The 22932-nt window shown below is 71.0% G+C and carries 13 protein-coding genes; 10 read left to right on the forward strand and 3 right to left on the reverse strand.

From position 1 onward, the window contains the following. Nucleotides 1–220: 220 nt before the first annotated feature. Nucleotides 221–3100, reverse strand: coding sequence for an NACHT domain-containing protein (locus OG293_RS02280; RefSeq protein WP_405997046.1), 2880 nt, complete (start codon nucleotides 3098–3100; stop codon nucleotides 221–223). Between the two features lie 330 nt (nucleotides 3101–3430). Here OG293_RS02280 and OG293_RS02285 point away from each other — a divergent pair, with 330 nt between their 5' ends. From OG293_RS02285 to OG293_RS02325, 9 genes are all read left to right on the forward strand, one after another. Continuing rightward, the gene (locus OG293_RS02285; protein WP_405997047.1) at nucleotides 3431–3571 is read left to right on the forward strand and encodes a hypothetical protein; all 141 of its coding nucleotides are present in this window, start codon (nucleotides 3431–3433) and stop codon (nucleotides 3569–3571) included. Nucleotides 3572–3934: 363 nt separating this feature from the next. After that, on the forward strand, nucleotides 3935–4588 hold the full coding sequence (locus OG293_RS02290; RefSeq protein ID WP_405997048.1) for a DUF4389 domain-containing protein: 654 nt from the start codon (nucleotides 3935–3937) through the stop codon (nucleotides 4586–4588). 62 nt (nucleotides 4589–4650) lie between these two features. Then, nucleotides 4651–4860: a hypothetical protein gene (locus OG293_RS02295; RefSeq protein WP_405997049.1), complete on the forward strand. Its 210-nt coding sequence runs from the start codon at nucleotides 4651–4653 to the stop codon at nucleotides 4858–4860. Nucleotides 4861–5015: 155 nt separating this feature from the next. Beyond that, a complete protein-coding gene (fusA, locus tag OG293_RS02300) occupies nucleotides 5016–7106 on the forward strand; it encodes an elongation factor G (RefSeq protein WP_405997050.1) in 2091 nt (696 codons plus the stop codon). Nucleotides 7107–7983: 877 nt separating this feature from the next. After that, nucleotides 7984–9360 carry an MFS transporter gene (locus OG293_RS02305; protein ID WP_405997051.1) on the forward strand — a complete coding sequence of 459 codons (1377 nt, stop codon included), beginning with the start codon at nucleotides 7984–7986 and terminating at the stop codon, nucleotides 9358–9360. Between the two features lie 3 nt (nucleotides 9361–9363). Continuing rightward, nucleotides 9364–11235 (forward strand): alpha/beta fold hydrolase, encoded by a 1872-nt coding sequence (locus OG293_RS02310; protein WP_405997052.1) that lies wholly within the window; start codon nucleotides 9364–9366, stop codon nucleotides 11233–11235. A gap of 322 nt (nucleotides 11236–11557) precedes the next feature. Then, nucleotides 11558–13516, forward strand: coding sequence for a RiPP maturation radical SAM C-methyltransferase (locus OG293_RS02315; RefSeq protein ID WP_405997053.1), 1959 nt, complete (start codon nucleotides 11558–11560; stop codon nucleotides 13514–13516). Nucleotides 13517–13546: 30 nt separating this feature from the next. Next, entirely contained in the window at nucleotides 13547–14233 is a 687-nt protein-coding gene (locus tag OG293_RS02320; protein ID WP_405997054.1) for a DUF5825 family protein, read from the forward strand. Nucleotides 14234–14368: 135 nt separating this feature from the next. Continuing rightward, complete coding sequence (locus tag OG293_RS02325) at nucleotides 14369–17053, forward strand: SpoIIE family protein phosphatase (protein WP_406003485.1); 2685 nt, start codon at nucleotides 14369–14371, stop codon at nucleotides 17051–17053. 625 nt (nucleotides 17054–17678) lie between these two features. Here OG293_RS02325 and OG293_RS02330 read toward each other — a convergent pair. Next, on the reverse strand, nucleotides 17679–18173 hold the full coding sequence (locus OG293_RS02330; protein WP_405997055.1) for a peptidylprolyl isomerase: 495 nt from the start codon (nucleotides 18171–18173) through the stop codon (nucleotides 17679–17681). 380 nt (nucleotides 18174–18553) lie between these two features. Here OG293_RS02330 and OG293_RS02335 point away from each other — a divergent pair, with 380 nt between their 5' ends. Then, the gene (locus tag OG293_RS02335; RefSeq protein WP_405997056.1) at nucleotides 18554–20260 is read left to right on the forward strand and encodes an asparagine synthase-related protein; all 1707 of its coding nucleotides are present in this window, start codon (nucleotides 18554–18556) and stop codon (nucleotides 20258–20260) included. Nucleotides 20261–20847: 587 nt separating this feature from the next. Here the strand turns inward: OG293_RS02335 and OG293_RS02340 are convergent. Beyond that, complete coding sequence (locus OG293_RS02340) at nucleotides 20848–22914, reverse strand: sensor histidine kinase (RefSeq protein WP_405997057.1); 2067 nt, start codon at nucleotides 22912–22914, stop codon at nucleotides 20848–20850. Nucleotides 22915–22932 lie beyond the last annotated feature (18 nt).

The raw sequence follows: 22932 nt of genomic DNA on the forward strand, positions 1-22932 counted from the left end.
CTGCGCCACCGCCGGAGCCAGGAGCACGTGTGCCGCCCGGCCCGGATCCCCGACATGCGACTCCGGGACGCGCCGAACGGGTGATCCGGTGCACCGCGTGACAGGGACGGGAATCACAGCGTGTCGGCCATCACTTACGGCCGGGCTGCTCACAGGTGTGACAGGGGAACAGGGGAAGCGGACCGTGCTCGGCACAAGGACCGCACGGTCGTCGCGTCCGTCACCGCGTCGGTGTCGGAAGCGGTTGTACAGCGGGGTCGTGGACATCCCTCGCCAGGCGCTGCTGCAGTCGCAGATGGCGGAACTCGTAGTGTGCGCCCGACTGGCGCAGCACTCCTCGCCGGTGTGCTTCATCGAGGAAGCCCATGAGACGCCACGGCGCACGCCCGGTCACGGCCAGCCAGATCCGGGCGACGCCCAACCGGCCCCATGCGCTCAGCGCGAGCGCCGACGTGCCGACGGGGACCCACAACTCGGTGTGCATGGTGCCCAGCGAGCTGCCACGGCCCACGAGCGAGACCAGCGCGAGACAGACCGCGCCGGCGAGTACGGATGCGATGGCACTGCGGGCCAGGGTGGCCGCGCGGTCCGTTCGCAGGCTGCTCCCCGGACCGGCCGCGTGCATGATGTCTGACGGGGTGTTCAGGGCACGGTAGACACCGGAGGCGCAGCCGCCGATCGCGCCGATGAGCACGCCGAAGGCCGCGAGGGGGACCACCGCATCCCGGACGACGACCAGAGGTTCGCGGTGCGCAAGCCACAGTTGGACGGGACGAGGAAGCTTGAGCACCAGATTCCAGGCGTCGGCCGGCGGCACATGTGCCGCCGTGAGCACCGGTCCCGCAGGCTCCATCCGGATCCGGACCACCTTGTCGAAGCTCTCGTACCGGCGCCCGTTGTACGCGAACGCGGCCTTCCTCGGTACGGCCAGCGGCATGACGCCCGTGCCACGGTGCACCAGTTCGCCCTCGTACGACCGCGTCGAGACGACGGTACGGATTCCGTCCCCGCCTGTCCGGACGCGCCAGCCTTCGATCACCTGCCCGTCCGCCACGGAGGGGGCCGCACGGACCTCGCGGGCGGCGAACACGCCGGTGACTCCCCCGACGACCGCGGATGCCGACACGCCGATCAGCAGACAGACGCAGAAGCCACGCAGCAGACCGCTCCCGAAGCCGCGGAGAACCGCGACCGGACGGGTGTGCTGCACCGCCGGTCGTCCCCCGTGCCGCCGCCCCGCCAGACACAGGAGCGGGCCGGCGGCAAGACACGTCACGGCGGGCAGCATCGTGTGGACGAGGACGAGGAGAGCCAGGCCGGTGAAGGCGACGAGGATTCCCAGCGCCCGGACGGCTCCTCGCCCACTGGGGCTCCCGGCCCACGGCAGGCCCAGCGGAACGGGACGCCGGGGCAGACCGGCGACCGAGAAGAGCATCGACAGGATGAGCCCGAAGCAGGCTCCATTGAGGAACCAGGCGGGCCCGGGCGTGATCACATCGCCGAACCGCAGGCCGAGCAGCGGGGGGACGAGCAGACCCGAACCGACCCCGACGGCCGTGGCCGCGGCGGTCAGCCGCAGTGCCATACGAGCCAACCGGCGGGGCCCCTGCGGCGCGTCGGCCGTGGCAGGCAGCAGAAAGGCCAGCCCGAAGCAGAGGCCCAGGAGAATGCCCGCGAGATTGAGGAGAGTCGAGCACGGGCTGTCCCAGTCACCGACCACGCCGCCTCCGTACCGTGCGAGAGGGACCAGCACGGCGGCCGTCGCGAGCAGCGCGACGAGTGCGGGGCCGATCACGCGCAGCGCCCTCGGCATCGATTCCGGAAGCTCCCACCAGGCGAGCCGCCACGCGCCGGGGCGTTCGGTGTCGTGACACTCCAGGTCCCGAGCGAGACGCCGGAGCCAGCGGCACGCCGCGTCGGTTCGCCAGATGCCGCCCGGCGCGTCCCCGAAGGCAGCGGGTACGAAGGCGTCGAGCAGATGCTCCTCGATGTGCTCCGCGGTGGGAAAGCGTCCGGTGTCCAGGAGTTCGGCCGGATCTCGGCAGGTGTCCCCGTAGACCGTGCGGGCCAGCGCCACCATCAGGGGCGTGCCCAGGACCGTGGTCAACGCGTCGGTGGGGGCGCAAAGGACCGGCGTCCACCGGGTGGATCCGTGGTCCTCGGGCCTCGCGGTGCACTCCAGGTAGTGCCGTGCCCTGTCGAAGTCCAGCGGGCGCAGTTGCACGACCTCCGCGGCGGTCAGGACATCGCCTGTCCGTACGGCGCGGGACCAGACCGCGGTGCGGCAGGTGAGCAGGACTGGAAGCCGGTCGTCCAGTTCGGCGTTGAAGCGCCGTACCGCGTCTCCGTGCGCCGGCGCGGGGAGTTCGTCGAAGCCGTCCAGTACGGGCAGGACGAGGCCGGCGTCCAGCAGTTCGCGGGCGAGCGTGCGTTCGCCGGAGACGACGGCCAGCGGCCGGTATTCCGCGGCGAGCCGCTCCGACAGCCAGTCGCGCAGTGCCGTCGACCGTGGATCCCAGCCCGCCAGGGGGAACAACACGGCCACCGGGCCGCCCGGCTGCCGGGCGGCGAGCGAACCGAGCACGAACTGCACGGCGAGGACGGTCTTTCCCGCCCCGGGCCCGCCCAGCACCACCAGTCGACGGGACGGCAGAGCCGTGAACGCCTCGACGACCCGGTCGAGCCGCTGGTCGCCGTCGCGCGGTGCGGGGAGCGGGAACCCCCGGTGGATGTTCCGCGCGTGGTCGGAGAGCGGCGGCCCGACACGGGACCACTGGACGCTCAGCGGCTCGGGGTCCTGGAGCCGCCGCAGTTGCGCTTCCGCGGCCCACTGCTCCCGTACCGCTTCGGCCAGGGCATCGGCGGCCTGTTGCCGCCGACCGCCCTGGGCCAGGGGGTCCGCATCCCCCGGCCCGCGCACGAGGTCCGCCGCGAACGCGCACACCGAGACCGCCGCGGAGATGACCGAGACCCAGACCGACACCGCGTCCGTGTCACCGTCGTTCCGCAGGATCGCGGCGGCCAGCGCGATCAGGGCCGCACAGGCCAGTCCCATCCCGATACGTCGTTGTACGCGCGCGTCACGCAGCGGCGCCCACATGGTCCGTCCCCCGTGTCCTGTCAGTGCCCTGGTCCGTCAGGGCCCGTACCAGGTGAACGACACGCCCCTCACCGGCGTGACGTCCGACAGGGCGGCGCACGGGAGCACGGTCGGAGCACTTTCCGCGCCCCGATGCCTTTGGAGCAGCAAGCACTTCGGCGCCCCGTACGGCCGACGGCAGCTGTCCTTCGCTCAGCCCGCGCTGAGGACCCCCGACCGCGCGCTCTTCCCGGGTGCCAGCAGGACGAAACGGCCTTGCCGGGGGTGCGCTTGGGGTCCGGGCCCAGTTGGTCGCCATGCCCATCCACAAAGGCCGCGCCCGGATGGCCGGTGACGGTGCATGTGCGCGCGGCCGCGCCGGACGTGGGGGCCTCGGAGCTCGCGCCCGTCCGCTCGCCCGAGGCGGGCTGCGCTGGGTCCTGCTGCTACCGCTGGCAGTACACGGCCATCCTCCTGCCCGCGGCGGCCTGACCGGGGATTCCTCCCCCGCGCACATGCGGCTGCTCCCATGCGGGACCAGACTGGATACAGGGAGCCGGTGGCCGCGAACGGCGGCGGCCGGGTTCCCGAAACAGAAAACGGCCGCGTGACCTGCCCTTTGGCCGGGCACAGCTGGGGCGGGACAGGCGGGCGGGCCTTCGTACGTCGCAGGCAGACCGAGTCAGACCATCAAGCCGGGTCCGACCACCGGGCCAGGCCCGACCACCAGGCCGGGGAACCACATCCCGCCGCCTGGCGACAGCCCCGCCGGGCGCATGAGTGCCCGCACGACCGAGCCGACAGGACCTCCCAACACCGCAAACCGTGGATTCCCGGCCGAAGGAGTTGAGCGTCATGACCACGACTCCGGCTTCATACCCGCCCGTCAGAGTGGAGGCGGTACTCGAGGCGCCGCTCTCACGCTGGCTGTGGCTGGTGAAGTGGCTGATCCTGATCCCGCACTATGTCCTGCTGTTCTTCCTGTGGATCGCCTTCACGCTCGTCAGCATCGTGGCATTCTTCGCGATCCTGTTCACCGAGCGCTTCCCACGCGCACTGTTCGACTTCAATCTCGGTGTCATGCGCTGGACTTGGCGAGTCTCCTACTACGGCTACGCGGGGCTGGGCACGGACCAGTACCCACCGTTCAGCCTCGGAGCCGAACCCACCTATCCGGCCCGGCTCGACATCGACTACCCGGAACGACTCTCGCGCGGTCTCGTACTGGTGAAGTGGTGGCTGCTGGTGATCCCGCAATACATCGTGATCGCATTCTTCACCGGCGGCTTCAACGCAGGCTGGTGGAACGGTGGACTGATCACCGTGCTGACCATCATCGCGGCCGTCATACTCGCGTTCACCGAAAAGTACCCGGGAGACCTGTTCGATCTCGTCGTCGGCCTCGACCGATGGGTGATACGAGTCGCCGCGTACGCCGGGCTCATGACGGACGCCTACCCGCCCTTCCGGCTGGACATGGGCGGATCGGAACCCGCCGCACGGCTGTGAGGCCGAAACGCTCACCCGGGCCTCTGGATCGACGGCGGATGCGGCATCAGGCAGAAAACCCCGTGCCTGCCGACACCACCCTGACTACACTCGCCCCGTACCGCGCGCTGCCACCACTCGCAGCGCCCACCGTGACGATGGAGGGGAGCCGGGCCGTGCGCTACCGCACCGCTGTCGTCATTCCCCCGTCACGGTACGAGGTGATCCTGGTGTCTACGTACGCCCGGTGCCGGCTGCGCGGCCTGTACCGGACGCTCGTGACGAACATCTGACCCCTGTCCGCCCGGTGTGGAGTCCCCCGCTCGGGCACTCCCTATGAGGCTGCGCCGAAGCGGGCGCACCAGGGGTTCCATCCGGCCCGGCTTCGGGCCGCTTCGTCCGGCAATCGCGCTGACCCGTTCGGGAACACCCTGAAAGGCCATGGGCCATGCGCACCGACCCGCACCGCAACCTCACCACTTCCCTGACCGCCGTCCGCAACCTGGGCATCCTCGCCCATGTCGACGCGGGCAAGACCACCGTCACCGAACGGATCCTGTACGCCACCGGGACCACCTACAAACGCGGGGAGGTCCACGACGGCACGACCGTCACCGACTTCGACTCCCAGGAGCGCGATCGTGGAATCACCATCTTCGCCGCCGCGGTGAGCTGCGACTGGGACGGCCATCGGATCAATCTCATCGACACACCGGGCCACGTCGACTTCTCCGACGAGGTGGAGCGCTCGCTTCGGGTGCTCGACGGTGCGATCGCGGTGTTCGATGCCGTCGCGGGCGTCGAGCCGCAGAGCGAGTCGGTGTGGCGGCAGGCCGATCGCCACAAAGTGCCGCGTATCGCCTTCGTCAACAAGCTGGACCGTGCCGGTGCCGATCTCGACACGGCTGTCGACTCGATCCGGGAACGGCTTCATCCGGCCCCGCTCGTCGTCCAGTTGCCGATCGGCACGGAGGACGGGTTCGCTGGTGTGGTGGATCTGCTGCGCATGCGCTCGCTGGTGTGGGCCGAAGGCCGCGACACATTCGACGAAGGCCCGGTGCCGGACGCTCTGCTGATCGAGGCGCAGCGGCGCCGGCGGCGGCTGGAAGAGGCGGTGGCGGAACTTCACCCGCTCGCGCTGGAGGAGTTCTGCGCCGAGGCGACGCTGTCCGCGCAGACTCTGGCCGCGGCACTGCGCGACCTGACCCGTACCGGTGAGGGCGTGGTGGTGCTGTGCGGTTCGGCCTACCGCAACCGGGGGATCGAACCGCTGCTGGAAGCCGCTGTGGCCTATCTGCCCTCGCCGCTGGACGTGCCGGCCGTACGCGGCACACAGGACGGCGCGGACCAGGAGCGGGCCGCCGACCCGGCCGCGCCGTTCGCGGCACTCGCGTTCAAGGTGAACTCGACCGCCACGGGACGGCTGACCTATCTGCGGGTGTACTCGGGAACGATCGAGAAGGGAGAGGCGGTGTTGGATGTGGGCGCGCGGCGTACCGAGCGGATCGGCCGGATCCTGCGGGTCCAGGCCGACCGGCATGCCGAGGCCGACCGTGCGGTGGCCGGGGACATCGTCGCGGTCGTCGGGCCGAAGGCGGTCCGCGCCGGGGCCACCCTGTGCGTCCCCTCGGCCCCGCTGCTCCTCGAACCGCCGACGTCCGCCGATCCGGTCGTCTCGGTGGCTGTCGAGGCTCGCAGGAGCACCGACACCGACCGGCTCGTGCCGGCGTTGGTGCGGCTGGTCGAGGAGGATCCTTCGCTGGCGGTCCGGACCGACCCCGAGACCGGCCAGACCTTGCTGTCGGGGATGGGCGAGCTGCACCTGGAGGTGGCCGTGGAGAAGATCCGTCGCGCCCACGGGCTGGCCATCGACGTCGGCCGACCGAGGGTGTCCTACCGGGAGACGGTTGCCCGCGGGGTGTCCGGCCTGGTCTACCGGCATGTCAAACAGGAAGGCGGCGCCGGTCAGTTCGCCCATGTCGTCCTCGACACGCAGGCGCTGGAGCCTGAGGGCGACGGCGGTGACGGGGGCTTCGCGTTCGTCTCGACCGTCACGGGCGGACGGGTTCCGCAGGAGTACGTCCGCGCGGTGGAGGCCGGCTGCAGGGACGCACTGGCCGAAGGACCCCTCGGCGGTCATCCGGTGACCGGGCTCCAGGTCACACTGACCGACGGAGCCACGCATTCCAAGGACTCCTCGGAGATGGCGTTCCGGACGGCCGGCAGGCTCGCGCTGCGTGAGGCACTGCGCGCCGGCGTGATGCTGCTCCTGGAACCGGTGGTCGAGGTCACGGTCACCGTGCCCGACGACGCCGTGGGCGGGGTGCTGGGTGACCTGGCTGCCCGGCGCGGCCGGGTGTCGGGTTCGGTCGCGCGACAGGGTACGGCGGTGGTCACCGCGACCGTGCCGCTGGCCGAGTTGTTCGGCTATGCGACCCGGCTGCGCAGCCGGACCCAGGGCCGTGGGACCTTCACCACCCGGCCCACCGGCTACGCTCCGGCGCCGAGCGTGGCGTCGCAGGGGACAGCGTCCCAGTAGACCGGCGTGATGGCCCCGCCCGTACGCGCGTACGCGGGCGGGGCCACCCGGCCGCCCTGGCTGTGCAGCGGCCGGGCCTCGTTCGTCACCGCGTGGCCATGCCCGTCGACGGTATCCCGGCCCGGGCGATGGCCGGTTGATTGCGGCGTGCCCTCCGACGACGCCCGTACCGCGCCGGCCGGCGCGGGTCGGCACGGTGATCACTGCGTGACTGTTGGGACTGTAGTGACAAGGTTGCATTGATGTGTCACCAGTGCTCGACGGCCTGTCTGTTGATTTCGCGCCAATGGTGGCCGCCCCGGCCCCGGCCCGGCGAGCGGCCGGGCAGGCGGCGCAGCGAGGACTCAGAGGCAACAGCGGCCCCACCCATATCGGCGGTGACGATCAGCCACGGGCGGTTTGCTGATACAAACGCGCGTAGCCCTTCGATTGACCCACGACTCCTGCCGCCGGTCCGTATCCGCACGATCTCGCCAGCTCCGCCAGGTCCGCCACGCCCGGCACGCACGCTCGCCGCGATGGCTCCGCGGGTCGCCGAACGACCGTGAGGCGGGACGCGACGGCACCTGACGGCGTACACCCGTGCGAAGCGGAACAGGCAAGGCCGCCATGGAGCGCGCGCGTGGGCGCGACCATCGAGCACCGGAACCCGGCGCCCGGCTGGTAAGCATCGAAGCACCCCTGACCACTGAACAGCAGCGGCCTGTCGGCCACTTCGCTACCGGTTCGGCCGCTCCGTAAACCTTGCGGCGCCGATTTCGGCGTGACTATGCTCCGCTCGGTTTCATTTCCCGCACACTTTCTGCACATTTGGGCGCCCCCTCGGCGCCCATGCACGCCTGTGCTGTTTGCCGCGGCGGCCTGAAGGGGGCAGGGCATGAAGCACGTTCCGCAGTCCGGCGACCCCGATGGCACCGGCTTACCCAACGTGCCCGCGGCAGCCGCGGCAGCGACGGCCGAGGCGCCTTCGGCACCGGCGGGCGACGGCAATGAACCCCGCACGTCGGTACGGGACGTAAGGCTGCTGTGGTCGGCCAACGCGGCCGACGCGCTGGGCACACATGTGTCGGCCGTCGCCTTCCCGTTGCTGCTGCTGGAGTTCGGCTACTCGCCCGCGGTGGTGGGTCTCCTCGCGGGCGTCGGCATGCTGGTCGCCCTTGTGTGCGGGCCGGTCGTGGCGGTCGCGGCCGACCGGGGACTGCGCAAGCCTGTGATGATCGTCTCCGCGGCCGTCGCGGCGGCTGCCATGACGGTGGTGGCCGCATCGGTGGGGGACCAACGCCCCTCGCTCGGGCTGCTGCTGACGGCCCTTCTGGTGGAACGCGTCGCCACCGCCTGCTTCGAGGCGGCGGCCCGGGGAACCATCGCGCTGACGAGCGCACCGCGGGACCGGGTCCGCACGGTGTCAGGCCTGGAAGCGGGTGACCGCGCCGCCCTCGTGGTCGGTCCCGCCCTCGGCGGAGTGCTCTACCAGATGTCGCGCGCACTGCCTTTCGCCGCCGACGCGGCCTCCTACGCCGTGACAGCTGTGTGCGTACGGTTCATGCGCTCCGATCTGCGCGCGGTGGACCCGGCGACGCGGCGACCTCCTCCCGCCGAAGAGGTCGTCACAGCCAAGCCGGTGGCCCGCGACGGCAGTGCGCTACGGGCGCTCCACGCCTTCGCACGGGAAACGTCCACCGGATTCACCCTGGTGCGGTCCGCTCCCTTGCTGCGGCTCGTCCTGGCCTGGACGACGACCGTCAACGGGGCCCTGTCCGCCCTGTACTTCACCGCCGTCTTCACCCTGCAGGGCAACGGTGGCAGCGTCGCCATGGGCCTGGTGCTCGCCGTGGCCGGCGGGACCGGGCTCGTCGGCTCCTTCGTCGCCCCGGCCGTGGTGCGGCGGCTCGGCGGCGCCCGCACGCTGGTGGGGGTCACCTGGCTCATGGTGGCGCCCTCCGCGGGACTCGCCTTCGTCGGCGGGCCCTGGGCCTACGGGATCTGTTTCGGCACGTTCTGCCTGATCCTCGCGCCCGCCACCGTCGTGGTCCAGGCCGCCGCGATCACCCACACGCCGACGCACCTTCAGGCCAGAGCCGGGGCGGTGCTCGCCACGAGTGCGCTCGGCGCCGGCGCGGTCGCCCCGTTACTGGCCGGCTCCCTCGTCAGTCGTTCGGGCCCCGCCGCGTCCGCGGTGGCGTGCGCCGCCGCCCTCGTAGCCCTCGCGCTGTTCACCACCGCGCGCGCAGGGCGTCTGAAGACGGGAGGCTGACCGGTGCCCCACACCTCCGCCGCAGACACGTCACCACGCCCGGCCCACGACGCGTCGGCACGGCCGGGCTCCCGCTATCAGGCCTACCGCGGCGAGCTGCCCGAGGTGTGCGCCGCCGACCCCACACGTATGGCCTTCACCGCCGACGCCGACGGGCGGTGCGAGGTCTTCACCTGGAACGCCGCCACCGGCCGGGCCCGACAGGTCACCGCCCGCCCGCACGGCACACTGCACACCGCCATCGACCGCGACAGCCATGTCTGGTGGTTCGACGAGGACGAGGACGGGCTCGGGCGCTGGTTGTTCCAGCCGTTCGACGGCGGACCCGACCTACCCGGCCTCGAAGGCGTACCGCCCGGTGTTCCCCGCGGCATCGGCGTCGCCGAGGACTCGACGGTCGCCATGGCGATGGGCACTGCGTCCGGCACCACCCTCCACATCGGCAGGCGCGGCGGCCCAGGCCGGCCCGTGATCCGGCTCGACGGCCACGCGACCCTCGCGGGCATCGCGCCCGGCGGGCGGTACCTCGCGATCACCGGACCTGCCGCTTCCGCGCACGCGGTGACCGTGCTCACGCCGGACGGCACCGTCCACGCCCTTCTGCCCGGCGGGCCCGACGGCGGCGAGCTCTGGGCCCTGGGATTCTCCCCCCTGCCGGACCGCGATGAGCTGCTGCTCGTCCAGCAGCACCATGACCGCTATCTGCTCGCAGGATGGCGGCCGGCCACCGGACTGCACATCCACGAGTGGTGTGCCTTCGACACGGAGATCACCGCCTCGTGGTACCCCGACCGTGCCAGTGTGCTGATCCGTCAGGAACGCCACGGCCGCAGCCACCTTCACCGCGCCGACCTCGGCACACGTACCGTGACGCCGCTGCCGACCCCGACCGGCTCTCTGCTGGCCGCCGCCGCTCGGCCCCACGGCGATGTGCACTATCTGTGGACCTCCACGGCGCAGGCGCCGCGCATGCGCTCGACCTCCGGTCTGCCGCTGCCGCCCCTGGGGACGGTCGACGGCCGCGTACCGGGCGAACACCGCGACCTGTGGACGCCCGGTCCCGACGGCCCGGTGCACACCCTGCTCAGCCTTCCGGAGGGCATCTCACCGGCGCCGGTCGTCTTCCTGGTGCACGGCGGGCCCGCCGATCACGACCGTGATGCCTACGACGGGGTCGTGCACTCCCTGGTGGCTTCCGGTTTTGCGGTGGCGCGGGTCAACTACCGCGGCTCCACCGGCTACGGACCGCGCTGGCGTCGCGCCTATACCGCAGGCGTGGGACTGACCCAGGTTCAGGATCTGGCCGCCGTCCGCGCCGATCTGATCCGCCGTGCGCTCGTGCGCCGCGACGCCACGGCCCTGTGGGGCACGTCCTGGGGCGGCTACCTGGTACTGCTCGCACTCGGCGTCGACCCCGCGCTCTGGCAGGCCGCCGTCGCGGTCAAGCCGGTCGCCGACTGCGCCGCCGCCCATCGCACCGGCACACCGGCGCTGCGCGCTCTGGACGAGCGGCTGTTCGGCGGCACGCCCGACGAAGTGCCCGACGCCTACGCCCGCAGCTCCCCCATTGGACGTGCCGGACTCGTACGCGCTCCGCTGCTGGTCGTCGCCGCCGAACGCGACGAGAAATGCCCGCCGGGGCAGGTCCGCGACTACCTGGCCGCACTCGACGAAGCCGGCGTGCGGTACGAGGAGATGTGGCTGGACACCGGGCACGACGGCTACGACAGCCAGGACCATGTCGCCGTCCTGAGGCGCGCCATCACCTTCCTCGACCGGGAGCTGCGCCGGCGGCCCGGCACCGGCCGCGAACCGCACAGCGCTCCCACGGACCACGGCGAACACGAGGACCGCGCCGAAGTGACCGGACCCTAGACGTCCCGCTCCGACCGGAGGGGGATCCCGGCCCTCGCGCCATCCGCGAGAACGCCGGGAAGGACGCCGAAGCAGAGACCACGGAGAGGAGGGCACACCGTGCAGAAGGACGTCATCAACAACGACCCGCTGGCGGGTGACGAGGAGAACCGCAAGCCGAGCATCGGGATCACCATCACCATCCCGTTCCGCAACGCCGAGGACTCCGAAGAGGACTGACCACACCGGCCGGTCCGGCGTTCACGCCGGGCCGGCCGGCACCCATCCACCACCGGGCACCTGCCTGCCGTGCAGGTTCCGCTCATCCCGTCAAGGAGCCAAGGTGCGCGTACTGCTGGTCAATATGCCGTGGTCCCCCATCGACCTGCCCTCACTCGCGCTCGGCATCCTCAAACGCAGCATCGACGAACGCGTCGCGGGCGCCACCGCCGAGGTGCTGCACGCCAATCTGGAATTCACCGACTGGATCACCCGGCGCACCGAGTTCACCGCCGAGGACTACGAGTACTACGCGCTCTCCTCGTACTTCATGGGATGCGGCGACTGGGTCTTCTCCTCCGCCCTCTACGACGACCCGGAGTGGAAGGAGGAGGAGTTCGCCGACGTGATGAGCGGCCGGCTGCGCAAGTCCCGGATGCGTATGACCAGAGAACTGCACCACCAGGTCCCCCAGTTCGTCGAGACCATCGCCCGCCGGATCGTCGACCACGCCCCGGACGTCGTCGGATTCACCTCCACCTTCCAGCAGAACACAGCGGCACTGGCAGCCGCGAAGCACGTCAAACGGCTCGCGCCGCACATCGTCACCGTCATGGGCGGCGCCAACTGCGACGCGGAACAGGGAGCGGCCGTCCACCGCAACTTCCCCTTCATCGACCATGTCGTCCGCGGAGAGGGCGAGACCGCCTTTCCCCAGCTGGTGACCGCTCTCCAGGACGGACAGACGGATCTCTCCACGATTCCCGGCCTGTGCCACCGCGAGGCCGACGGCACCAGCGTCCCCAACCCGATGGCCACCGCGCCCCTGCCTCCGGCCCACATCCTTCCCCCCGACTACAGCGGCTACTTCGAATGCCTCGCCTCCTCCGTCGCCCGTAACTGGGTCGAGCCCAAGCTCGTCGTCGAGGGTGCCCGGGGCTGCTGGTGGGGCGAGAAGCACCACTGCACCTTCTGCGGGCTCAACGGCTCCTTCATGCAGTTCCGCAGCAAGAGCCCGGACGTCTTCTACGAAGAGATCATGGACCTCGCCCGGCGGCACCGCGTCCTGGACATGTACGTCGTCGACAACATCCTCGACATGGGCTACCTCAACACCGTGCTGCCCCGCATCATCGACAGCGGCTACGACCTGCGTCTGCACATCGAGATCAAGGCCAATATGCGCCGGTCCCAGCTGCGCACCCTCTCCGACGCCGGACTGATCTACGTCCAGCCGGGCATCGAGAGTCTCAACAACCGGGTCCTCGACCTGATGGACAAGGGCGTCAGCGGCTGCCAGAACGTGCGGATGCTGCGCGACGGAGCCGAGACCGGACTGTCGGTGTCCTGGAACTACCTGCACGGCTTCCCGGGCGAGAGCGCCGAGGACTACACACCGATCATCGAACAGATCCCGGCTCTCGAACACCTGGACCCGCCCGTCGACATGTCGGCACGCATCGCCATCGAGCGCTTCAGCCCCTACTTCAACCGGCCCGAACTCGGTTTCACGGGCCTCAGGCCCGAGGCGCACTACCGCTTCACCTACGACCTGCCCGAAGAGGAGCTGTACGACCTGGCCTACGTCTTCGACGCGCCGGCCCGCGGGATCGGCGAACCCACCGTCACCCGACTCAACGACGCGCTCGGCGGCTGGAAGAAGCACCACGCGGACGCCCGCCTCACCCAGTCCGACCTGGGCGACCGCATTGTGCTGGTCAGCCGCCGCCGGGCGTACTCCTGGCACGCGATGGAACTGACCGACCCCTTCGAAGTCGTGCTGTTCCGCCTCCTCGACCAGCCTCACGCCCCGGCCGCTCTCACCCGCAAGGCCGCGGCACGCACCGCCGGGGTCCCGCGCGCCCAGGACGAGGTGCAGCAGATCCTGGACCGATGGGCGGCCCTGGGGCTGGTGTTCACCGACGGGGGCCAGTACGTCCACATCGCCCCGTCAGCGGTCAACGAGGACCTGCTTCGGCTGGACTTCATGCGCCATCTCCACCCGGCCGAGGCGTTCACCCCGCCCGAGGGCGGCGAACCCGACGAGGCGCTTGAGAGCGCCCGGCCGTCCCTCACCGTCTGATTCGTACGCGCGCCCAGGAGGCACCGCCGCATGAGCACCGCACCGAACCCCGTCCGCGAAGAGCTACCGCTGACCGTGACGGCCTGGCGCGACTACGACCCCGCCGCCTGCGCCCTGCCCGGCATGTCGCTCGGTGACCACGACATCTCACGGACCGTCGCCGAGGAGAGCGACCACCTGTGGAATCTCGGGGCCCGGCGGGTCGTCCTGTCCGAGCCCGTCGATCTCGGGCACGCCGCGGTCGCCACGCCGTCGACGGCACGGCACGCTGTGCGTGCCCTCAGCCTCGTACGGGATCTCACGGCCCGCGCCGTACTGGTCGAATGGAGCCTGCGCCTCGAACCCGGCGACGACGAGACCTGGAAACTCCTGAGCCATCTCCAGCCGCCCCAGCGGATGACCGGCCCGCAGGGGGCGGACGGCCTGCTGCTCACCTGGCGCCGCAGCCACTACGTGTGCAAGTGCCTGTGGCGACAGGGCCCCGGCTTCATCCAGATCCGCGACCGGCGCTGGGGGGACCTGCGCCGCTTCACGTCGGACGAACCCCACTACCATCAGGCCATTTCGGCGCTGGACTACGGGGCTCCCGCGGCGGCCGTCAGACCTGACGTCCTGGCCGACTTCGCGGAGGAGCACCTGGTCCTCGCGGTCGGTGAGCTCGTCTGGTGGCTCCCCTACCGCGTCAAGCGATGGATCCAGGAAGCGATGGCCATCTGAACCCGTACGCAGCGGTCCGCCGTCGGGCACGGCCGCGCCGACGGATCGGTCTTTCGCCGCTGAGCACCTCGCGGTGTTAGAAAGGTCAATGTGGTCAAACGTTTCGACCGATTCCGGAGAGCACCGATTCGGTCACTGACCGACAAGCATCCCCGGAGCGTCGCGGGCCAGGTCTTCGCCCTGCAGGTGGCCCTGGTGGTGCTGCTGGTGGGGACCGCGGTGCTGGTCCTTGTGCTGCAGTCCCGGCACGACAGCACCACGGAGGCGAAACGCCGGTCCATCGCCGTAGCCGAAACGTTCGCGAACTCGCCGGGCGTTCTGCTCGCCCTCAAGACCCCCGACCCTTCCAAGGTTCTCCAGCCGCTCACCGAGGCGGCGCGCAAGGCCGCAGGCGTCGACTTCATCGTCGTCATGGACACAAAGGGAATCCGCTACACACACCCCAAGCCGGACCGGATCGGGAAGAGGTTCGTCGGCACGATCGAGCCTTCGCTGGCCGGCCACGTCTACACGGAGAGCGTGTTCGGCCCCCTCGGCCACGAGGTCCAGGCGGTGGTCCCCGTCTTCGACCTCAAGGGCAAGGTCGTGGCTCTGGTGTCCGCTGGCCTGAAGGTCAAGAACGTGAGCAGCGTGGTGAACCGGCAGCTGCCGATCATCCTGGGCACCGCGGCCGCCGCGCTCGCCCTGGCCACCGGTGTGACAGCGCTCGTGGCCAGGCGCCTGCGGCGGCAGACCCACCGTCTGGGCCCTGCCGAGATGACCCGCATGTACGAGCATCACGACGCCGTGCTGCATTCCGTCCGCGAAGGCGTCCTCATCGTCGGCGACGACGGCAGGCTGCTCCTGGCGAACGACGAGGCCAGGCGGCTCCTGGAGCTGCCGCCCGACGCCGAGGGGCGACACGTCTCGCAACTGCCGAGTCTGGCACCCGACACGGTGGAGCTGCTGTCCTCGGGCCGCCCGGCCACGGACGAGGTGCACCTGGCCGGCGATCGGTTGCTCGCGGTGAACCAGCGGCCCACGGACCGCAACGGCGGCCCCGAAGGAGCGGTCGCCACCCTGCGCGACTCCACGGAGCTCTGGGACCTGGACAGCAGAGCCCAGACGGCCCGCGAGCGGCTGAGACTGCTGTACGACGCCGGCCTGGGCATCGGCACCACCCTCGACGTGGTGCACACGGCGGAGGAACTGGCGAAGGTCGCGGTCCCCCGGTTCTCCGACTTCATCACCGTCGATCTGGCCGACCCCGTGCTGCACGGGGAGGAACCGGCCGGTGCGGGCGCGGGCATGCGCCGCACGGCCGTCCACGGCATCCGGGACGACCACCCTCTCTACGAACGCGACCGCCTCATCGATTTCGTCCCCTCCACACCTCAGGCCAGGGGCTACGGCACCGGCCAGGCGGAGCTGGTACCCGATCTGTCCGCCGCCACCGGCTGGCATGCCCAGGACCCGGAGCGGACACGGAAGATCGTCGAGTACGGCATCCATTCGCTCATCACGGTGCCCGTCCAGGCGCGTGGCGTCATCCTGGGCATGGTCAATTTCTGGCGGTCGGAGAAGCCTCAGCCGTTCGAGGAGGACGACCTCTCGCTGGCCGAGGAACTGGTCGCCCGGTCGGCGGTCAGCATCGACAACGCCCGCCGCTACACCCGCGAACACAAGCTGGCCGTGGCCCTGCAACGCAGCCTGCTGCCGCGGGCCCTGCCCCAGCAGAGCGCGCTCGATGCCGCGCACCGCTACCTGCCCGCCCTGTCCGGGGTGAGCGGCGACTGGTTCGACGTCATCCCCCTGTCCGGCAGCCGCGTCGCCCTGGTCGTCGGGGACGTCGTCGGCCACGGTCTGCACGCCGCCGCCACGATGGGACGATTGCGTACCGCGGTGCACAACTTCTCCACCCTCGACATGCCGCCCGACGAGATCCTCAGCCACCTCGACGACCTGGTCGGGCGCATCGACCTGGAAGAGACGGGAGCGGCCGCGGGTGCGGGCGTCATGGGCGCCACCTGCCTCTACGCCATCTACGATCCGGTCACCCTCCGCTGCACGATGGCGCGTGCCGGACATCTCGCGCCCGCGCTGGTCCACCCCGACGGCACCGTGTCGTTCGCCGACCTGCCTGCGGGGCCGCCACTGGGCCTGGGCGGTATGCCGTTCGAGACCGCCGAACACCAGCTGGCCGAGGGCACCCAGCTCGTGCTCTACACCGACGGGCTCATCGAGGACCGCACCCGGGACATCGACGTGGGGATCGAACTGCTGCGCCAGGCCCTGGCCTCCCATCCCGGACGCTCGCCGGAGGCGAGCTGTCAGGCGGTGCTCGACGCACTCCTGCCCGAGCGTCCGAAGGACGACGTGGCCCTGCTCATCGCCCGCACGAAGGCCGTGCCGCCGGACCATGTCAGCACCTGGGACGTGCGGTGCGATCCCGCCGCCGTCGCCGGAATGCGTGCCGCCGTCACCGAGAAGCTGGCCGTATGGGGAATGTCCGAGCACGCGTTCGCCGTAGAACTGGTCCTGAGCGAACTGATCACCAACGCCATCCGGTACGGCTCCGAACCGATCACGGTGCGACTGCTGCGCGACCGCGCCCTGACCTGTGAGGTCTCCGACGGCAGCAGCACGTCGCCCCATCTGCGGCATGCGGCCACGATGGACGAGGGAGGCCGGGGCCTGTTCCTGGTCGCGCAGATGTCCGACCGCTGGGGCGCGAGGTACACACCGCAGGGGAAGGTCATCTGGGCGGAGCTGTCGCTGAGCGAATCCGACGGGAACGACAGCGTCGACGGGGCCGACAGGAGCGACGAGGGCGTCATGTAGCGGGGGCTCGCGGTGAAGCCTTCGCCCTGTCCCGCCCTGTCCCGGCCGGGCGGGACGACGTCGCCCTCGTCGTAGGGAAGGGCCTGAGCCGTACCGGATCGACGGGGCTGGCGCTGCGGGAGCGGGCGAGCAAGGTCCCGGCTGCCATCGGCGACGCGATGGGCCTGACGCCCGACGAAGTCAGCCAGGCGATGGGGCTGCTTCGGCGCCTGACGGTCAATGTGACCGACCACGGCGGACCCGGGGCGCGATGCGAGACCGCACCGCCACGACCTGTCGTGAAGCCGCTCCGAGCGGCAACTGCCGTTGTCGTCAGCGGAAATGACATTCCCGGGCGTCTCCACTGCGGTGGGAGATGCGGCGCGGAAGACGGAGCGCGCTCCTGCGGCTCAGCCGGTCGGAGCAGCAACGGGAGCGCGAATAACGGGAGATGCCCGCGTCGGGCGCCGAACGAACGCGTTCTCACCAGGGGCGAGGTCCAGCGGTTTCGGGTTGGCCACGGCGAGCAGCTCGGGCTTCGCGGCGCCGCCGCCGGCGGCTCGGGACAGACGGAAGGGCCGGGCAGCCGCAGTGACGGCGGCTGCCCGGCCCCGTACGTCTCGCAGTGGAAGCCACGCGGACGTAATCAGCCTTCGACGACGCCCGACTTGGCGATCGTGATCTTCGACTTGGTGGCACCGGTGCTTGAGCCGAGGCTCTCGATGCGCCTCACGAGCTCCATGCCCTCGACGACCTCGCCGAAGACGACGTGCTTGTTGTCCAGCCAGCCCGTGACGATGGTGGTGATGAAGAACTGCGAGCCGTTGCTGTTCGGACCGGAGTTGGCCATGGACAGCTGACCCGGCTTGGTGTGCTTGATCTTGAAGTTCTCGTCGGCGAACTTCGGGCCGTAGATGCTCTTGCCACCCGTGCCGTTACCGCGGGTGAAGTCACCGCCCTGGAGCATGAAGTCGGGGATGACACGGTGGAAGGACGAGCCCTCGTAGCCGTAACCGTGCTGGCCGGTGGCAAGCTCACGGAAGTTGCGGGCGGTCTCGGGGACCACGTCGTCGAACAGGGTGAAAACGATCCGGCCGGCCGGCTTGCCGTCGATGGTGATGTCGAAAAACACGTTACTCATGAGCCCATCCTGACACCCTTGGTCACTACTGCGCACATCAGACCCCTCCTTTCGGCCGGGATGCCGCGCTTCACGGCACCGCCGGGCGGCGCTCGGGGCACGCATACGTGGCGGTGCGTGACCGCCCGCGGCAGCGCGCTCCGGCGCAGACACCCCGGGCCGGGGGCTCGGACCCAAGGCCCCTCGCCGCTCAGCCCTGTTGACCGGGGACCGGGGACCGGGTCGAGCATCGGGGCGCGCCGGACGCCCTGGGCTTCCGGCGCCCGGAAGTCCCGGGACCGAGGAGGGACCGGGATCGGATCAGGGCCCCGTGCGCACGGGAAGCCGGGAAGCCGACTGTAGGGGTGTCATCAGCCCCCGCTTCCGAGGTCGTGATCATCATGTGCCGCATCCTGGGCCACTTCGGTGCCGACATCTCGCCGCACGACCTGCGCTCCGCCGTCTCACAGCGGATGGATGCGGGACGATCGGACGCCGACTGTGTACAACGGGGCGAGGGGTGGGCCCTGGCAGCCGTTCAAACCATGGCCGACAAAGGCATCACGGCAGCGTTCGAAGGCGAGATCGACCATCGGCTCGGGCTGCTCACCCGCTTGGAGGTGCACGGTCGGGCCGTCGCGGACCGCAACGACGCCGCGCTGCTGAGATCCGCCTTCGAGCTGGACGGAACGGATTTCGCCGAGCATCTCGACGGGTCGTACATCGCGGCTGTCGTGGACACGCGCTCCGCGCCGGTTCTCGTGCTGGCCACCGACGACGCCGGAACGACTCCGCTCTACTACCACTGGGACCCGGCCCGTCAGCAGTTGCGCTTCGCTTCGGAGATCCCTGCCCTGCTCACGCTGCTCCCCCGCCGTCCGGCGCTGTGGGAGCCCGGTCTGGACGCGTATCTCACGACGGGCGCGCCGCTCGACGGCCACACGCTGATCGAAGGAGTACGGGTGCTGCCGCCCGGTACCACCGCCGTCTGCTCGCGCGCAGGCGGCCTGCGCCTGATCCGCCGGGCCACCGGTCCGGGGCGCACAGTGCCGGCGCCCGGGCCCGCCGCGGGGGTGCGGGTCCGGGCCACCGCCGTGGAACGCGTACGGCGGCGGGAAGCGGGCGCCGGGCCGACGTGCCTGCTCGGCATCGGGGGCCCGGGTACCGACCTGGTGACGGAACTGGCCGCCGCGGCCGGGCAGGGCCTGCCGTCCGTAGGCCTCCCGGACGGGGAGGAGGCAGGCAGGCCGGCCGGGATCGATGCTGCGCGCCTGCCTGAGCTGCTGCCCGACCTCGTCCGGCGCCTCGGGCAGCCGGATGCCGACCCCGCCGCCCTCACCACCGACATCCTGTTCGCGTCGGCGCACCGGGCGGGCTTCCGCTCGGCGCTGGCCACGGACACCGTCGACGAGATCATCGCTGGTCGCGGGCGCGTCGAGGCGGCCGTCCGGGCCCGAGACGTGGAGTGGCTCACGCGGTACGCCGACGCGCTCTCCGCCGTCCCTTCCGACACCCGTTTCCGCCTCTACAGCGCCGACTACCGCGCGTACGTGGCGGACCGGGGCGACGCGGGACGGGCACTGATGACGCGGCTGGGCGAGCACGCCAGGGGCGAAGCGCGGCGGGCGGTACTGACCGGCTTCGAACTGGACGTCCTGCTGCCCGCTCGCGGCCTCCGCCGCCTGGCGCATCTGAGCGGCAGCCACGCGGTACGGGCGCGGCTGCCCCTGGCCCCTCGTCCGGTCTGGGCGGCCGCCGCGCCGTACGCCGCCGCCCGCACGCCGACGACCGCCGGTTCCCGGCCCGTCCTCCCGCTCACCACCCTGCTCACCCGGAACAGCGCGGCGACGCGCTTCGTCCGTGACGTGCTGTCCCCGGCGAGGCTGAGGGCTTCCGGACTGTTCGACCCCGACGCGGTGCACCGCCTCCTGGCAGCGCAGCTCGCCCGGCCCACGGACCGGATCGCGGTGGCCGTCTGGTCACTGGTGATGTTCGAGCTGTGGCGCGAGGAGTACCGGGTTGCGGGCCGCCGCGCCGTCCGCACACCGCACAGGGCGATGAGCCCGGCGGACCTGCCGGTGCTCAGCCGGCGAACGGTGACGTTCTAGCTCGTTGGGCCGGTTGCCGTGCGGCGGCGTACGGTGCCGCACCCCGCGTCCCCTTCCCTTCCGTGTCCGAGCCGACGGCCGTCATGGTGTCGAACCGGCGGCCGTCATGGCCGGGAAAGGGGGTAGCGGTGGGCTCCGGGACTCATGTGTGTGGGGTACCCGGGGTGACACATTCTTCGTGTAATCGCTCAAAGCGTCGCAAAGCCGAAATCCGGCGGCGCGGCCCAGGGAGCAGGAAGAGAATCACCATGAAGTGCAAGGTCATCACCACAGTGGCTACGGGTGTCATCCTCGCCACGGCCGTTCTCATCGGGTCGCGGGGCAGGCGAGGACCTGCCCACGGCCCTGGCCACCCTTGGGGTCCGGGGCACAAAGTGTGGGCCCGGGACTGCCCCGGGTGCCCCTGAGGCCTTCGGAAGGAACATCACACCCTCGACGCCCGCTGCCGATTCGACCGGCAGCGGGCGTCGCTGTGCCCGGACCGGCCCGCCGTCAGGGCCGGTGACCATGGAGGCGGCCGGTCACCCACGTCTTCCTCCGACACGACTGTCTCCGAGGCGGCCGGTCGCCCACACCGGCGGCCGCTGTTACCCGTCGGCGGTCGCTGAGGAGCGGGGCAGAACGGCCAGTACGCGTGTCCCCCTGCGGAGCGGGCCCACGGTGCACCAGCCACCGATCTCCGCGGCCCGGTCCGCCATGGAGCGCATGCCCACGCCGCCGCAGTCCGGGACCTCGGCGAAGCCGATCCCGTCGTCGATGACGGTCAGTGTGAGCGTGTGGGCGTCGACGTCCACACGGACCTGGGCATGCCCGGCACGGGCATGGCGCAGCACGTTGTTGAGGGCCTCGGCGGTGATCCGGTAGACCGCCACCTCCATCGCCGCCGGAAGAGGCGGCAGCGGAGACGGGACGAGTTCGGCGCTGACAGTCAGGCGGGTGCCGTCGAAGGCGGAGACGAGCTGCTGAAGGGCGCTGCTGAGTCCCAGTTCGCCCAGGGGCGCGGGCCCGAGCCGGTCGGTGATGCGCCGCACTTCCTTGATCGCCATGCCCAGGTCCCCGGAGACGTCTCTCAGCGCTTCGCGTACGGGGTCGTGGGACGGCATGCGCGCGGCGGCGCTGTCGACGCGCAGCCGGAGTCCGGCGAGCGCCGGGCCGAGACCGTCGTGGATGTCACGCCGCAGGCCGCGCCGTTCTTCCTCCCGGGCGGTGACGATCTGCTCCCGGCTGGTCTGGAGATCTTCCTGGAGGCGCAGAGAGGCGACGGCGGGGGCGGCCTGGTTGGCCAGGGAGGACAGGATGCCGGTGTCCTGGTCGTCGAGCGCGTCCTCCCCCTCGCGGGGGCTGACCGACAGTCGGCCGATGACGGTGCCGTGGTGCAGCAGCTCGAAGAACTGCCCGTCGCCGCCCGTCTTCCCGGCACGTGCCAGGACTCGCGGACCGGCGCGGGTGTGAACGGCCAGGGCGGCGCCGGGCAGCCGCAGTGTCTCCACGACGGTGGTGCACAGCGTGGCCGGGATGTCCTGGGGGCTGCCCGCGCGGCTGATGCGCTCGGCCAGGGTCTGCAACACCTGGTAGGGCTGCGTCCTGTCGCCGTAGTACAGCCGGTCCACCAGCCCGATCGACCAGCTCGTGGTGCGGCGCAGACCCGCTCCGAGCAGGAATGCCAGCACCACCAGAAGCACGCCGTCCGCGGCACGACCGAGAGTCAGCCCACCCGCCAGCAGGGCCGCGGCAGCGACGAAAACGGCGGTGAGCAGAGTGGCCACGAGCAGCCCGGCCAGGATGCGTCGCGCGGACCGGCCGATGCGCCAGGAGCCCGAACGGATCACCACATGGACCACTGACGCGGCCCACAGCGCCGAGGCGGCGGTGAACAGCCAGTACGTCGGCCAGTAGAAGCGGTCGTGCAGGAGGTAGTACGCCTGCTGTGCGCCCGCCCACACCAGGTAGGTCGACAGCAGCAGGAGGAGCTGACTGCGCAGCCGGGGCTCACCGCGACGGATGCGCAGCAGGAGCACGGACGAGCTCACCGCGATCAGTACGAAGTGCAAGACCTCCTGAGAGGTACCGAGCGAGCTGTTCAGCACGGTGGCGGTTTCGCCCCACCAGCCGGTGGCCAGCGGGTTCGGCGCGTCGAACGGCTCCCCGGCGGCAGCGTACGCGAACGCCTGCGGCGCAACCCATACGGCCACCGCCGCCAGATAGCACCACCACCGCCTGGTCAGCCGGCCTTGCGGGAACCACAGCGGGAGTGTGTACCAGAGCGTGACCTTGACCAGATTGGCGACGGCTCTGAAGACGAGGGCGGCACCACGCGCCCCGGGCCCCGCCTCCTCCACCCACACGGGTGCGTCCACGACGGACGGCAGAATCACGGCCATCGCGTAGGCCAGCAGCGCCCAGCCGACGGGAGCGCCGGGCCAGTGCGCATGGATCAGTACGCCCGCGGCGGCAAGCGGCAGGCCGTAGATCAGGCCGTTCAGCTGTTGGGCGCTGCCGGCGACCCCGGGTGAGCCGAGGTTGGCGAGGAGGTAGCAGATCCACAGGGCGCCGAGGGCCAGCGTGGCCGCGGCGCACAGGGCAGCTGCGGCCAGCTGCCTGTCGCCTTCCGCTCGAGGGGCGCTGAGCAGCGCTCCAACACTCCATGGAGTCATTTGCTTACCTATAGTAAT

The sequence above is a fragment of the Streptomyces sp. NBC_00829 genome (assembly GCF_045161795.1).
GTDB lineage: Bacteria > Actinomycetota > Actinomycetes > Streptomycetales > Streptomycetaceae > Streptomyces.

What these genes read in the sequence shown, in the direction of transcription:
- OG293_RS02335 (WP_405997056.1), top strand. Translation starts at nt 18,554, where the DNA reads ATGTGCCGCATCCTGGGCCACTTCGGTGCCGACATCTCGCCGCACGAC.
- fusA (WP_405997050.1), top strand. Translation starts at nt 5,016, where the DNA reads ATGCGCACCGACCCGCACCGCAACCTCACCACTTCCCTGACCGCCGTC.
- OG293_RS02290 (WP_405997048.1), top strand. Translation starts at nt 3,935, where the DNA reads ATGACCACGACTCCGGCTTCATACCCGCCCGTCAGAGTGGAGGCGGTA.
- OG293_RS02305 (WP_405997051.1), top strand. Translation starts at nt 7,984, where the DNA reads ATGAAGCACGTTCCGCAGTCCGGCGACCCCGATGGCACCGGCTTACCC.
- OG293_RS02330 (WP_405997055.1), bottom strand. Translation starts at nt 18,173, where the DNA reads ATGAGTAACGTGTTTTTCGACATCACCATCGACGGCAAGCCGGCCGGC.
- OG293_RS02340 (WP_405997057.1), bottom strand. Translation starts at nt 22,914, where the DNA reads ATGACTCCATGGAGTGTTGGAGCGCTGCTCAGCGCCCCTCGAGCGGAA.
- OG293_RS02280 (WP_405997046.1), bottom strand. Translation starts at nt 3,100, where the DNA reads ATGTGGGCGCCGCTGCGTGACGCGCGCGTACAACGACGTATCGGGATG.
- OG293_RS02320 (WP_405997054.1), top strand. Translation starts at nt 13,547, where the DNA reads ATGAGCACCGCACCGAACCCCGTCCGCGAAGAGCTACCGCTGACCGTG.